This is a genomic window from Sporocytophaga myxococcoides (genome assembly GCF_000775915.1).
Classification (GTDB): domain Bacteria; phylum Bacteroidota; class Bacteroidia; order Cytophagales; family Cytophagaceae; genus Sporocytophaga; species Sporocytophaga myxococcoides_A.
In genome coordinates, this window is record NZ_BBLT01000002.1 from 536,365 (window position 1) to 550,340 (window position 13,976).

12 protein-coding genes are annotated in these 13,976 nt (G+C 35.5%); 9 read left to right on the plus strand and 3 right to left on the minus strand.

Going from position 1 to position 13,976, the window contains the following annotated elements; all coding sequences use genetic code 11:
- Positions 1-534 precede the first annotated feature (534 nt).
- Genes MYP_RS06710 through MYP_RS06720 form a run of 3 tightly spaced genes read right to left on the minus strand, consistent with a single transcriptional unit; the run spans position 535 to position 6,104 of the window.
- Positions 535-1,725 (minus strand): efflux RND transporter periplasmic adaptor subunit, encoded by a 1,191-nt coding sequence (locus MYP_RS06710; RefSeq protein WP_081990420.1) that lies wholly within the window; start codon positions 1,723-1,725, stop codon positions 535-537.
- Between the two features lie 21 nt (positions 1,726-1,746).
- On the minus strand, positions 1,747-4,902 hold the full coding sequence (locus tag MYP_RS06715; protein WP_052429997.1) for an efflux RND transporter permease subunit: 3,156 nt from the start codon (positions 4,900-4,902) through the stop codon (positions 1,747-1,749).
- A gap of 2 nt (positions 4,903-4,904) precedes the next feature.
- A complete protein-coding gene (locus MYP_RS06720) occupies positions 4,905-6,104 on the minus strand; it encodes a TolC family protein (RefSeq protein WP_045460297.1) in 1,200 nt (399 codons plus the stop codon).
- A gap of 534 nt (positions 6,105-6,638) precedes the next feature.
- Here MYP_RS06720 and yiaA point away from each other — a divergent pair.
- The 9 genes from yiaA to MYP_RS06765 all read left to right on the plus strand — a co-directional run bounded on the left by yiaA (position 6,639) and on the right by MYP_RS06765 (position 13,716).
- Positions 6,639-7,037, plus strand: coding sequence for an inner membrane protein YiaA (yiaA, locus tag MYP_RS06725; RefSeq protein ID WP_045460300.1), 399 nt, complete (start codon positions 6,639-6,641; stop codon positions 7,035-7,037).
- Positions 7,038-7,277: 240 nt separating this feature from the next.
- The gene (locus tag MYP_RS06730; protein WP_045460302.1) at positions 7,278-8,213 is read left to right on the plus strand and encodes a ring-cleaving dioxygenase; all 936 of its coding nucleotides are present in this window, start codon (positions 7,278-7,280) and stop codon (positions 8,211-8,213) included.
- A gap of 11 nt (positions 8,214-8,224) precedes the next feature.
- Positions 8,225-8,860 (plus strand): alpha/beta hydrolase, encoded by a 636-nt coding sequence (locus MYP_RS06735; protein WP_045460304.1) that lies wholly within the window; start codon positions 8,225-8,227, stop codon positions 8,858-8,860.
- Positions 8,844-9,209 carry a hypothetical protein gene (locus MYP_RS06740; protein WP_197060023.1) on the plus strand — a complete coding sequence of 122 codons (366 nt, stop codon included), beginning with the start codon at positions 8,844-8,846 and terminating at the stop codon, positions 9,207-9,209. The genes MYP_RS06735 and MYP_RS06740 overlap by 17 nt, the downstream gene beginning before the upstream one ends.
- 110 nt (positions 9,210-9,319) lie before the next feature.
- A complete protein-coding gene (locus tag MYP_RS06745; protein WP_081990421.1) occupies positions 9,320-10,108 on the plus strand; it encodes a pirin family protein in 789 nt (262 codons plus the stop codon).
- The gene (locus MYP_RS06750; protein WP_045460309.1) at positions 10,108-10,734 is read left to right on the plus strand and encodes a HupE/UreJ family protein; all 627 of its coding nucleotides are present in this window, start codon (positions 10,108-10,110) and stop codon (positions 10,732-10,734) included. The genes MYP_RS06745 and MYP_RS06750 overlap by 1 nt, the downstream gene beginning before the upstream one ends.
- A complete protein-coding gene (locus MYP_RS06755; protein WP_045460312.1) occupies positions 10,731-11,243 on the plus strand; it encodes a DUF6702 family protein in 513 nt (170 codons plus the stop codon). The genes MYP_RS06750 and MYP_RS06755 overlap by 4 nt, the downstream gene beginning before the upstream one ends.
- 23 nt (positions 11,244-11,266) lie before the next feature.
- Positions 11,267-11,545 (plus strand): GNAT family N-acetyltransferase, encoded by a 279-nt coding sequence (locus MYP_RS06760; protein WP_045460315.1) that lies wholly within the window; start codon positions 11,267-11,269, stop codon positions 11,543-11,545.
- A 365-nt stretch (positions 11,546-11,910) separates the two neighbouring features.
- Complete coding sequence (locus MYP_RS06765) at positions 11,911-13,716, plus strand: metallophosphoesterase (RefSeq protein WP_197060024.1); 1,806 nt, start codon at positions 11,911-11,913, stop codon at positions 13,714-13,716.
- Positions 13,717-13,976: the final 260 nt, after the last annotated feature.

Consider the following 13,976-nt stretch of genomic DNA (forward strand, 5'->3'; position numbering starts at 1 on the left):
TCCTAGTAAGACATAACAGATTGGTGGTTTTTTAAGAATTCAGCGCGCTTGAGTTCCTAGATATATGAGGGTTACAGAAGAACATTGTTCATAAACATAGCTAGCGTTTGTGACCATAACCCGGATCAAAAGTATAGAATAAAAATACATCTAAAAATTTTTGAAATACTTTTTTTGCTTTTGTAATTAAAAATGCAGTAAAGGGGTAGAGCTTTTAAATGGTTGTCTTTAAGGAAATTAAATTACATCGTTATAGTCTGCCTTTTCGGCGATACGGAGATTAATGTTATGGGTATTTGGGATTTTATGAAGGGGATATTGAATTAATATATGATTGTGTATACATAGTTAACGGAAGAAGTAAGGGGAAAAAGTTATATTTTTTACTTTGTCATAAAAGAACAGATCTTTTTTTGTTTGTCTTCTTCTTTCAAAGAAACCAAAAAAATAATTCTACAATATGAGAGAAATAAAAAGCAAGCCCTTTGACTCAACATGTAATCAAAGGGCTCGCTTTTATATTATTCAGATAGTTTAATCAGCAAAAACGCCACCTGTCTTTTTCTTTCTTTCCATTTCTATTGCCATTACATTATTTGCAGCTACAAATATTTCATTTTCTACAGGATTTGGAAAAATGATCTCAGTAAATTTTTCATTTTTATCTCCCAGATCAACTTTATGTTTGCTAAGTTTAATCTTACCTTCTTTTACTTTTTTATCTGTTAAGAAGATATAATAATGATCATCTTCCTGTAACAAGCTGGAGCGAGGTACAGTTGGAGCGGGAGTGTTATTACTCTTATTCTCTAGTATAGCCATTATGTTCATGTCTGGAAGGATAATGCTTTTGCCCGGAGCAGTGAATTTAACAAAGACATTGATTGCTTTTGTGTTCTCATCAATTACTTTAGCTATATTGAATACAGTTCCCTGTACTTCTCCGAATGAGTGATTGATAAAGTCAAGGGTTACAGATTGGCCGGCTTTAATTAAATCAATATCTTTTTCATAAACATAAATTTCAGCAAGAAGCTGACTCACATCTATCAATTCAGCCAGAATTGTTTCAGCAGATGCAATCATCCCAACGCTGACAGGCAGTGAATGTATGTATCCGGAGATTGGAGCTTTGATTGATAATTTTGTTCTTATTGCTTCAGATCCATTTCCTTCCATATCAATACCCAGCAACGCAAGTTTTGCTTTCAGCGATGCTTGTCTGTTTAGGGAAGCCCTATGCTTGGTTTGTACTGTCTGAAGATCTACAAGTGCACCGACATTATTTTTTCTGAGTTCTTCCTGTCTTTTAAGTTCAATAGTTAAGAAATCAGTTTCATTTTTAGCTGCAAAATATTCTTCCTGAAGTTCTACCAGCCTCATGCTGCTTAGTTCGACAAGGGGTTTACCTTTTTCAACAAAATCACCTTCATGAACAAACACTTTTTCTATTTTCCCTTGCACATTGGAACTTACCTCTGCTCTATAGTTTGGTAAGGCCACAATTTTTCCATTAAAATGAACATATGATTCCAATGCCTTTTTCTCAGGAGATACAAGGTTTATATCCAACCTTTTCATTTGGTCTTCAGTCAGCTCAATAGAATTTTCTTCTACTACCGGCACAGATGCACTTTTGTTATCTTTATGGCAAGCCTGAAATACTACGATAAGCATGCAACATAGATAGCTTGTTATTAATTTATTCAGAATTGAATTTATCATGATAAATATAGTTAGAGAATATTAATTGTTTTCGGGAAGGTATTTTTTATACCAGCTTTCTGATTGATCTTTCTTAAATATTGTATAAAATACGGGTAATACAATTAGTGTGAGGAAAGTCGCAGTAAACAATCCCCCGATAACCACAGTGGCAAGAGGCTTTTGAACTTCAGCACCAGCGCTGGAAGATATAGCCATTGGAAGAAAACCCAAAGCAGCTACAAAACTTGTCATTAATACAGGCCTTAATCTGTCTTTAAGTCCGATTAGTACACGTTCTTTTGGATCTGTTATTCCTTCAAGCAGCAAGTCGTTGAACTTACTTACAAGTAAGATCCCATTCAATACTGCAACACCGAAAAGTGCAATAAATCCTACTCCTGCAGATATACTGAAGTTCATATCCCGGAGTAATAAAGAGAAAACTCCTCCCACTGCTGAAAGGGGAACAACTGAAAATATAAGGAAGCTATCTCTGAAAGTGTTGAATGAAATAAACAGTAGTATAAAGATGATCAATAGTGCTATAGGCACTACTATTGATAATCTGTTTTTAGCTCGTTCAAAATTTTCGAATTCGCCACCGTATTCTACTGTATAACCCTGAGGGATGAATATTTCATTATTGATTCTGTTACGCACATCTGATACTACAGAGGCAAGGTCTCTGCCTCTTACGTTAAATCCTATGTTGGATTTCCTTTGAAGGTTTTCATGTCCTATTTCGGAGGGACCTACATCTTCGCTAATTTCTGCAAGGTGCTGCAATGGAAGTGGATTTCCGTCTCTATCACTAATTAGAAGATTATGGATGTTTTCAGTTTTGCTTCTTTCATCACTGGAAAGTCTGACACTTAAGTCAAAACGTTTGTTGTTTTCGTAAATAATACCGGCAATTCCTCCCGCAAATGCTGTCTGAATTGCTCTGTTAATTTGTGAAACAGTAACACCATAATAGGCCATATGATCTCTGTTATATTTTATATTAATCTGAGGAAGCCCGTATATTTTGTTCTCCTGCACATCAGTAGCACCTTCTACTTCTTTTATAATGCTGATGATCTGGTTGCTTTTATTCACAAGGGTATCAAGGTCCGGGCCGAAAACCTTTACGACAACATCTGTTCTTGCACCACTCATCAGTTCATTTACTCTGTTTTCTATTGGCTGCTGAATTGAAACTACGATCCCTGGAAACTTTTGCATTACATCAGATACCAGGTCTGCGAGGTCTTCCTGAGTTTTGGCTTTTTCCCAGTGTTCTTTATCTTTTAATACGACTACAATTTCCTGAGCTTCCAGAGGCATTGGATCTACAGGCACTTCTGAGGTTCCGATTTTAGAAACAATCCGTTCAATCTCTTCAGGAAATTCTCTGAGGAGTTCTGCCTGGATCTTGTCGCTTAATTTTAAAGATTCAGAAAGTGATGTTCCTACAGGAAGATTTACTTCTATAACAAGATCACCTTCCTGAAGTTTTGGAATAAATTCTCCACCGATGATAGCAAATCCGAATATCCCGGCGCCAAGTACAGCAAGAGCAAATCCGACAATTGCAGCTTTTTTTTCCATACCCCATACAAGGATCTTTCGAAGGAAGTTGTATATCGCATCGATGAGCTTTTGAGAAATTCCATGATCTTCGTGGGAAGAAGGTTTTATGATCAATGCAGACATCATAGGTACATAAGTGATCGATAAAAGTAACGCTCCGATGATTGCAAAGCTTACCGTTTTAGCCATAGGTGTAAACATTTTACCTTCTATACCTGTAAGCGTGAGTATGGGAAAATATACAATAAGAATAATCAGGCCTCCGAATACTACTGATTTTTTTACATCTGTTGCAGCATTTATAACAATTTCCTGTCGTTCTGCATAGCGCATTTTCTGTGTCTGCCTTCCGGCCATTTTTAAGGAAAGGTGCAAAACTGCAGCCTCAACAACGATGATGGCAGGATCTACAAGTAGACCGAAGTCGATTGCACCAAGACTCATCAGGTTTCCAACTACACCAAATTCTTTCATTAGTCCGAATGCGAAAAGCATGGATAGTGGAATTACAGAAGCCGCAAGCAAACTGGCTCTCCAATTGCCCAGGAAGAAAAGAATTACCAGCACTACTATTATAGCGCCTTCGATAAGATTTGTATAAACAGTCTTTATTGCCTTGGATACAAGCTTCTCTCTATCTATGAATGGTTCAATGATCAAACCTTCGGGAAGGGAAGCTTCGATTTGTTTCATTCTACTTTTTATTCTTGCGATTACCTCACTTCCGTTTTCACCCTTCATCATCATGATAATACCTCCGACTACCTCTCCATTCCCATTCATTGTCATAGCTCCATAACGTATACTATTACCATAATCTACTTCAGCTACATCTCTTATTAATACAGGAGCTCCCACGTTGTTTTTAACAACTGATTTTCCAATTTCTTCAAGTGTTGTTGCTAGTCCGATTCCTCTTATGGTAAAAGCTTTATTGTTCTTTTCAATATATGCTCCTCCTGTATTGCTGTTTCCCCGGCTTAGCGCATCAAATAGCTCATCAATTGAAACTCCCAGCGCTTTCATTCTGTCTGGTTTTATCTTAGCCTGGTATTCTTTTTTGTATCCTCCAAAACCGCTCACTTCCGCAATTCCAGGGATTCCCAGCAGTTGTTTTCTTATATTCCAGTCCTGTAGGGTTCTGATCTCCATTAAAGAAAAACTTTTATCTTTAGGATTTTCAGGTCTTACTACATATTGAAATACCTCTCCAAGACCTGTTGAAACAGGCCCCATATAAGGTTTTCCAAGTTCTTCCGGAATCTCAGCCTGTACTGCCTGGATTCTTTCAAATACTTGTTGCCTTGCCCAGTAAACATCTGTATTATCTGTAAAGACGAGTTTTACAACACTTAGTCCAAACTTAGAGGTTGATCTCATTTCAATAAGCCCAGGGATATTGGACATAGCCATTTCAATAGGGGCTGTAATGAATTTCTCAATCTCAAGAGAGGCAAGACTTGGACTATTGGTAATAACATCTACCTGATTGCTCGTTACATCAGGGACTGCATCCACAGGAAGCTCAGACAAAGAGTAACTTCCCCATAAGATCAATATTAATGTTAAAACAAGAACAACAATGTAATTGCGTACACTGAAACTTATAATCTTTTCAATCATGATTAAATGTCTCCTAAAAGATAATTAAGGTGAGTAATGGACTGGTTGTAGTTTTTCAGCGCTTCAAGATGATTGAGCTCTATTGAGAATGCTTGTTCGATATTTAATAAGTATACATAATATGTTATACTTCCAAGTCTATAGCTCTCTGAAGCGGACTTTAATGTCTGGGCAGCTTCCAGAAGGCCAGCGGATTCATAGTAGTTTAACTCCTGGGTAAATTGTCTATACCTGCTTACTGCCTGTACATATTCTCCGTTAAGTTTGTACTTGCCAAGTATCAACTGATTTTCTGCTATTTCAATGCCTTTGTTCGCTGCTTTTATTCTGGAATGATATCCCCAGTAAAATATAGGTAAGGTAACGCCAAATCTCAATCTGTATTTAAATGAAGTGTGTTCATCCCCCTGATTTAAATAACCTACAATCAATCCAGGCATTCTTCTGGCTCTTTCAAGTTTTAAAAGCCTTTTACTCAGGTCCTGTTGTCTTTGATAGTAGTGATATACAGGATTGTTGGTTATGTTTTCCGTTGAGGAGGTGTTAAGAATAAGAGGGGGAAATTTTTCTATGGTTCTATCCGGAACAATAGAAGTATCTTCCGGAGTACCAATGGCAAGTAAAAATTGTTTTCTTGAATTTCTGAATTCCGCAGAAGCTTGCAATAGCTGAAGTTCAATTCCTTTATACTTTGCTTCTCCGCTTATTTTCTCGAGTATACTAATTTGACCCACATTGTATCTTACCTCATTGATCTTCAATAGTCCTCGCAAAATGGAATCTTGATTCTTAAGTATTTGAAATCGCTCTCTCCAGTATTGATAGCTAATATATGTGTTTCGGACATTATACTTTATCAGGTTTGTATTAACAGCCCTGTCAGCTTTCATCAGGTTAACATTTGCCTGCTGTGTTTTATACTGCTGCATATAAACAGTAGGAAAGTCAATAGCCTGAAGTATGCCTGGCCTTAGTTCATCTCCTTGGGGAGCCTCAAACAGCAATTCAGTATTGTAAAACTGAAGGGTACTTCCTTTTAAAAGTTGTTGTTGCTCAACCTGAAGATTGGAGACTTTTATTTGGGGGTGATTAATCAATGCTATCTGGATAGCAGAATCCGGGGAAATACTTTTTTGGCTGTAGCCAAGCCTGTAAAGCAGGAATAACCCTCCCCAAAGGAGAAATTTTACTTGTAAACTCATTGTTAAAAATTAAAATTAAATCTTCGAATTGTTCAATCCTTGTCATATTCTCCTCTATTAGAATAAGACAATTTTGGTTTTTTCTCCTGAGGTAACGTTAGGAGCTGAATAAATATATTTCAATGTTTTGTAATTGTCAAGTGAGATTAATGAGACTAATAAACTTGGAATTGTAATAATTTGGCTCTTTATTGTCGTGTTTTTGTCTTAAGAAAAAGACAATTGTATTGATTTTTAATGCCTTGTCAGAATGTAAAGAAATTAAAATGCAGTTAAAAGTACATTAAAATGTTATTAAAAAATACTAATCTTTTTCTTCGTAAACATCCTTGCTGGAATAAGTGAGAGCTTGAATGAGGATTCTAAAAGTGGTTCAATCTTTGAATGACAGTAAATTAAAAACAAATTATATAGATAAATAAATTTATGTAATTATAGAGATCGGGATTTTCCACATCGGGGAATATTGTTCGTTCAAACTTTAAGCTTTTAATAAATTACTTTAATTTTTATTTACCTAAACATGGAATTATTATGAATCAAAAACCTTCAAATGCATTTATTGCAGCTTCCTGGATAGCTTTAGGCGCAGGAATGTTTGGCTATTTAATTGGTCTGTGGAGAGCTGAAATGCTACTTAATGAAAAAGGATATTATTTTACAGTACTAATGTTTGGTTTGTTTTCAGTAATATCAGTACAGAAAAGTGTGAGAGACAAGCTGGAAGGCGTTCCTGTAACGGATCTGTATTATGGATTAAGCTGGTTTGCAACCTTATTGTCAATAGTATTGCTGGTTGTAGGACTTTGGAATGCTGTGTTATTGCCTAGCGAAAAGGGCTTTTACGCTTTTGCATTTCTGTTAGCGATTTTCGGAGCAATAACAGTACAGAAAAACACTAGGGACGTTCAGGCATCCAACAAGGCCGCATAAAAAAGTAATTCACTTCAAATTAATTAGCCAGTCAAAACGAGACATCTTTCGGTTGACTGGCTTTTTTAATTAGAGTATTCTGCAAATCATTGACCTGTATCAAGATCCTTTCTTAATCTGGATCAAGGAGGATTAGGAATATGGTGTTCTATCTTTGTGTTATAGTTCAGAAATGGAGAAGGTTTTCCGCTTCTGAGAACAATTGAAGAAAGTTATACTTATACTAATAACACTAAAGTTATGAAAGACACTATATTAGGTTTACATCATATAACTGCAATTGCAGGTTCTGCACAAATCAATCTTGACTTTTATACAAAAGTATTAGGTCTCAAACTAATAAAAAAGACTGTGAACTTTGACGATCCTGGCACTTACCATTTTTATTTTGGTGATCAGATTGGTACTCCGGGTTCTATTCTGACTTTCTTTCCCTGGGAAGGTATAACTCCTGGAAGAAGAGGTACCGGAATGGCCACTGAAATAGGTTATGCTGTTCCGGAAGGTAGTCTTGAATTCTGGGTTAAAAGGTTTGAAAGCCATAATGTTACTTATAATAAGCCGTCAGAAAGATTTGGAGAAAAGTATCTGACCTTTCTTGATCCCGATGGATTAAAGCTTGAATTGTATGAAGCAACTGATAGCCGGACGCCTTATGTATCAGGTGATATTGCGGAAAATGTAGCAACAAGAGGGTTTCATAATGTTACGCTGACTCTAAGCTCAATCAAAGATACCGCTGCGGTATTAACTGATATTTTCGGTTTCAAATTAGATGCTGAAAATATAAATCGTTTCAGATTTAAGACAGATACAGTAGAAAACGCCAATATAGTAGATCTGGTAGAAGCTATGGGAGAAGGTCGTGGTCATGTTGCTGGTGGTACTGTTCACCATGTGGCCTTTAGAGTAAAGGATGAAGAAACATTGATGAAATACAGAGATATCGTAGAAGGTAAAGGTTTTAATATTACTCCTAAGATTGACAGGAATTATTTCTATTCCCTGTACTTCAGAGAGCCAGGTGGGGTTTTGTTTGAAATAGCAACAGATAATCCGGGTTTTGCAGTGGATGAAGATGTGAATGAATTAGGAAAAAACTTGAAACTTCCAGCTCAATACGAATCTAAAAGAAGTCAGATTGAAAAAGTTTTGCCTAAACTTGTAGAAGCTTAATAATTTTAAATATGCATCAGAATAATATTGTATATAGGGGCAAAAAACTTGAAGAGGCAGGGAAAGTGCTTATTATGTTGCACGGAAGAGGGGCATCAGCAGAAGATATCCTTTCCCTGTCTTCTTATTTTAAACTGGATAATGATTTTGCAATTATAGCTCCTCAGGCAACTAATCACACCTGGTATCCTTATTCTTTTCTCGCAGAGCCCTCTCAAAATGAGCCGTTCCTGTCATCTTCGATCGATTTATTGAATGGGGTAGTAAATGATATAGTTTTGAAGGGAATAGCGAAGGATAAAATTTATTTCCTAGGCTTTTCACAAGGGGCTTGTCTTACTTTGGAATTTGTTGCCAGAAATGCAACCAGATGGGGCGGAGCCATTGCATTTACAGGAGGTCTGATTGGTGATAAGTTGTATCCCGATAAATATAAAGGCGATTTTGCAGGTACTCCAATCTTTATAGGTACAAGTGATCCTGATTTTCACGTACCCGTTCAAAGGGTGCAAGACAGTACTTCTTTACTTACAAAATTGAATGCAAATGTTAAAGAAATTGTATATAAAGACATGGGGCATACTATTATTCAGGAAGAGATAGACTGGGCCAAAAAATGGGTTTTAAATAATGCTCAAAATGTTTAGTGTTACCAAAGTATACAGTGATGTTAATGGAGATAGTCATTTTGAAGATATCTCTATTGATTTGAAAGAAGCCGGTACCATAGGAAGGCTTTCTGATACTTATCCTGCTAATGGAGTAATATTCAGAGAAGTGGAGCCCACTTATGATTTTGATTTTCATACAGCTCCTCAAAAGCAATATATTATATTAATTGATGGAGAAATTGAAATTGAAACTTCCCTGGGTGTAAAGAGAAATTTTAAAGGAGGAGATATACTTCTTATGGAAGATACAAAAGGGAAGGGGCATAGAACAAGAAACGTTACTCCCATAAAACGAAAATCAATTTTCATTACTCTGCCAGAATAGTTTAGAGGGGATTATAATTTAAGAGATAATCCTTCATTCTTGATGTAGATCAATCTGTTTAAGTATATAAATTTTTATTTTTATATCGTTTACTGTTTTTCACCACCGATATGAAATACTTGATTTTATACTTTCTGTCCGCATTGGTTTTAAATGCTAATGCTCAGACAAAACCTGAAGGTCAATTTAAATACGTTCTTCATAAAGCTAATACCAGGGGAACTTCTGAAATAGCCTGGCTGCTCAGTTATCATACATTTTCCTTCAGTGATTATTATGACCCTGAAAGAATGAATTTTGGCGCACTCAGAGTTTTGAATGATGACAGAATAGACGGTGGAAAAGGATTTGGAACACATCCTCATAATAATATGGAGATCATAACCATTCCTTTGGAGGGAACTGTTGAACATAAAGACAATATGAAAAACAGAGGCCTCATCAATGCAGGGGATGTACAAATAATGTCTGCTGGAACAGGTATTACGCATTCTGAATATAACTATTCTAAATCTGAACCTCTAAAACTCCTTCAGATCTGGGTATTCCCTAATCAACAGAATGTTAAGCCAAGGTATCAGCAGAAAAATGGTATTTTAAAAAATCAGCCTGATAATACCTTGGTAAAAGTAGTTTCTCCTACAGATACCAACGCACTTTTTCTTTATCAAAATGCTGTATTCTCTGTCGGGAAGTTTAAAAAGAATTATAAGTTGAACTATTCTTTGGCTTTTAAAGGGAATGGCGTATATGCTTTCATCATTAAAGGAAAAGCAAGAATAAATGGTATAGATCTGGATGTAAGAGATGGGCTTGGTGTCTGGAATACTGAAAAGATTTCCATAGAGGCTTCTGAAGATCTTCAGATTTTATTGATGGATGTTCCAATGATTGATTAATGTATCTGCATATTCTTTACCATCTATTTGACGCTGAGTTTTCAGATTACTTAAAACTTGGTTGGGATCATATCATAGATATTAAAGCCTATGATCATCTCTTGTTTGTTATGACTTTATGTGCCTTGTTTACCTTTAATGAGTGGAGGAAGATACTGGTAATTATTACAGCCTTTACTATTGGTCATTCTCTTACCCTCGCATTGTCAACACTTAACTATGTACTTTTACCTCAGAATTGGGTCGAAGTACTAATTCCTATGACGATATTTCTTACAGCAATGACAAATATTGTAAGGAAGAAAAATGTGTCTGCTGAAAAAACTTTTGATAAAGCTGTTGTGGTGAACTATATCATTGCCTTATCCTTTGGACTGATTCATGGTTTGGGGTTTGCCAATAATTTTAAATTTATGATGGGAGAGGATTCGAGTATTATAAAGCAACTATTTGCATTTAATTCCGGACTTGAACTTGGGCAGATAACAATCGTAATGCTATTCCTTGTCATCTTATACATTTCAACAAGGGTTTTTAATGTTTTGCACAGGGAGTGGACTGTATTTTTTTCTGGTGCAGGTGCAGGTCTTTCATTCATGATGATTGTAGATATACTGTTTAAATGAAAAGGGCTTTATTATGTGTGGTTGTATTTTTTTTTATTAAAGATGAGTCTTCAGCTCATCCCTTAAAAATGGCATATACTTCAGTAAAATATTCTGCTGTAAAAAAAGTATTTGAAATCACTCACAGAGTATTTCAGGATGATTTCGAAAATACTTTACGGGAAGAATATAATTATTCAGGAGGGGATGTTTTTATCAACCAAAAAAATCAAATTACCCAAAAGTTTGTTAATGATTTCTTTCAAAAGAATTTTTCAATAAAGTTTAATAAAACAGCTGTGAACCTGAAGTTTGTAAAAACGGAACAGAAGAACCAGATGGGAATAATTGTTTATTATGAAACAGAAAAAGTGGATTTATCAAAGATCAGTTCAATTCAAATTTATAATTTCATTATGATGGAGAGTTTCAAAGAACAGGTAAATATGTTTCACCTGAACATCAATGATGAGATCAAGAGAACGATAAAGTTTGAGATTGATAAAACTAATGAAAATTTATTGTTTTAAGCATAATGTTATAATTTCAGTATATGGATATTCAGAATAAAGAAACTGAAGATGAAGGTACATTTTTCATTGAGGAAGGAAATGAAAGATTGGCAACTATGTATTACAGATGGAGAGGTGATGATAGAGTCATTATTGAGCATACGGAAGTTTCAGAAAAGCTTAAGGGAAAAGGTATAGGCAAACAACTGGTTGATCATGCAGTGGCATTCGCCAGAGAAAGACATGTAAAAATTATCCCCTTGTGTCCTTTTGCAAAATCAGTATTTGAAAAATCTAAAGGGTATGAGGATGTCTTGTGAATCATACATTCCAACATTCAAAGTCAATTTCTGACTTTTGCTGAATATTTTTGTGTTTTTTAGATTTAAAATTTTTCTTGTAAAAAAGCTAACTTTTTCTACTTTCCTCTATTGACAATGGATTCAAAGGTTTTAGTAACTTATTGATACGTTAACTCGTTTGAATTTATAGAACGTATTCTCTCACGTTTTTTTCAACAAAAGTTAATTAGAGCTATAGATTCATGAGTTATTTACAGAACTATAAATATGTTGTTCTCGGCAAAATTTTCAAGAGAAAACAATTTTCTTCTTCCTGTTTAGCTTTGATTTTGATAATATTCCTATACTGTTTAGTTAATACCGGATTTGCGAATGAAAACCAAATGCGCATAAGCGAGATTGGGGGGATTAATGTAAATAAAACATTATTAGTAAGGGGACCTTACCTTCAAAAGGCTACCCCGACTTCAATTGTATTGCGTTGGAGAACTAATAACAAAGTTAGTAGTATAGTGAAATATGGATTGTCTCCTTCTGAATTATATCAAAGTGTTGAAGATCAGCTTGCAAAAACGGAACATTCAGTGTCGCTTTCTAATCTGAAGCCATATACAAAATACTATTATTCTATTGGGTTCGGAGATAGTATTTTACAAGGAACAGATAAAAATTATTTTCTTACACCTCCTGTTAAAGATTCTCAGGGGAAGTATTCTTTCTGGATAGTAGGAGATTGTGGTAATAATTCAACAAATCAAAAAAACGTAAGAGATCAGTTTTATAAATATAGGGGAAATGCCCCTACCAATGGCATGCTCTTATTAGGTGACAATGCCTATTGGAATGGTTATGATGGTGAATACAGAGCTGGCTTTTTTTCAATATATGAGAGTGACGCATTAAAAAATATACCCGTCTATCCGGCTCCTGGAAATCATGATTATGCCATGAGCAGTGACAGACAAGTGGATCATAAAATAGCGTATTATGATATTTTTGATATGCCCGCAAATGGCGAAGCAGGTGGGGTACCTTCTGGAACAGAAGCTTTTTATTCTTTTGATTACGGAAATATTCATTTCCTTTCCCTTGATTCATATGGTAAAGAGGGTGGTGAAACCAGACTCTATGATACTCTGGGTGCTCAGGTGGAATGGGTGAAAAGAGATCTCGAAGCGAATAAGAGTAAATGGATTATCGCTTACTGGCACCATGCTCCATATACTATGGGGCATCACAACTCTGATACAGAAATTGAACTTGAATTGATTAGAAGGAACTTTATAAGAATACTTGAGCGCTATGGTGTAGATCTTATCATATGCGGGCATAGTCATAGTTATGAGCGAAGTAAGCTAATCAAAGGGCATTATGGTAAGGAAAATTCCTTCGATCCTAATGTTCATAATATAAGCCATTCTACAGGAAGATATGATGGCTCAGAGAACTCATGTACATATCTTAAAGATTCTTTTCGCAGGTCGGATGGGACAGTTTATGTAGTTTCAGGGGTTTCTGGCGCTGTAGGAGGAAATCCACATTTGCCTTATCCCCATAATGCGATGGAAGCATTTAATGATATAACAAATGGAGGGTCTTTGATCCTGGATGTGGAAGGTTCCCGGCTAGATATGCAATGGCTTAATGCAGATGGCCTAATCAGAGACAGATTTACAATTATAAAAGATGCCGGAAGAGTGAAGGATATCAAAGTCAATCTTGGGGATTCTGTTTCTTTACGTGCGTCCTGGAAAGGGGATTATGTTTGGTCTTATGGTAATAGTGAGGATCGAGTTCTTTCGTTCTACCCAGAAGAAGACCAGGTTGTTGTAGTGACAGATAAATATCAATGTATTGCAGATACGTTTAATATAAAGGTAGAAGCAACTATAGAGCTGATTACAGATGTCTCTGCTCGGGAATTTGAAGAGGAAATTAAAGTTTCTCCAAATCCTTTTAATGAGGAAATTGCAATCTCCTACAATGGTTTCTTGCCCGTTACTATTGAATTATTCAAACTTGACGGATCTCTTGTAAAAACTCCTGTTATTTCAAGATCAATAACTCCAGGAAATAATTCTTTTACTTTAAATGCAAAGGCCTCTGGAATTTCAACAGGTATTTATCTGCTTAAAATAGGAAACGAACACAAAAGCAAGATTTTCCGTATCAATTATATTTCAGATTAAAAAAGAATTGTCCGGCTTTTCATTTATGAGTTGTAATAGAAGTGAACCTAACAGTATTTAACTTCTTTATAACAGAGTTATTATTGAAGATTTTTATGCTATAAATAACTACTTAAAATGGTTACTTTGTTAATTTTAATTTAATCATTTGGAGATTTATTTAATGAAGTATCCTAAGCTTGAGATTCAGCTATGGAAATAACATTGGTTTTGAATTCAGGTATATACTTTTTGAAGGGTGACTCCCTAAAGCTACTGTT

Excerpts from the sequence above, each read along its gene's own strand:
- MYP_RS06710 (WP_081990420.1), bottom strand. The coding sequence starts at position 1,725 with ATGATAAATTCAATTCTGAATAAATTAATAACAAGCTATCTATGTTGC.
- MYP_RS06715 (WP_052429997.1), bottom strand. The coding sequence starts at position 4,902 with ATGATTGAAAAGATTATAAGTTTCAGTGTACGCAATTACATTGTTGTT.
- MYP_RS06720 (WP_045460297.1), bottom strand. The coding sequence starts at position 6,104 with ATGAGTTTACAAGTAAAATTTCTCCTTTGGGGAGGGTTATTCCTGCTT.
- yiaA (WP_045460300.1), top strand. The coding sequence starts at position 6,639 with ATGAATCAAAAACCTTCAAATGCATTTATTGCAGCTTCCTGGATAGCT.
- MYP_RS06730 (WP_045460302.1), top strand. The coding sequence starts at position 7,278 with ATGAAAGACACTATATTAGGTTTACATCATATAACTGCAATTGCAGGT.
- MYP_RS06735 (WP_045460304.1), top strand. The coding sequence starts at position 8,225 with ATGCATCAGAATAATATTGTATATAGGGGCAAAAAACTTGAAGAGGCA.
- MYP_RS06740 (WP_197060023.1), top strand. The coding sequence starts at position 8,844 with ATGCTCAAAATGTTTAGTGTTACCAAAGTATACAGTGATGTTAATGGA.
- MYP_RS06745 (WP_081990421.1), top strand. The coding sequence starts at position 9,320 with ATGAAATACTTGATTTTATACTTTCTGTCCGCATTGGTTTTAAATGCT.
- MYP_RS06750 (WP_045460309.1), top strand. The coding sequence starts at position 10,108 with ATGTATCTGCATATTCTTTACCATCTATTTGACGCTGAGTTTTCAGAT.
- MYP_RS06755 (WP_045460312.1), top strand. The coding sequence starts at position 10,731 with ATGAAAAGGGCTTTATTATGTGTGGTTGTATTTTTTTTTATTAAAGAT.
- MYP_RS06760 (WP_045460315.1), top strand. The coding sequence starts at position 11,267 with ATGGATATTCAGAATAAAGAAACTGAAGATGAAGGTACATTTTTCATT.
- MYP_RS06765 (WP_197060024.1), top strand. The coding sequence starts at position 11,911 with ATGCGCATAAGCGAGATTGGGGGGATTAATGTAAATAAAACATTATTA.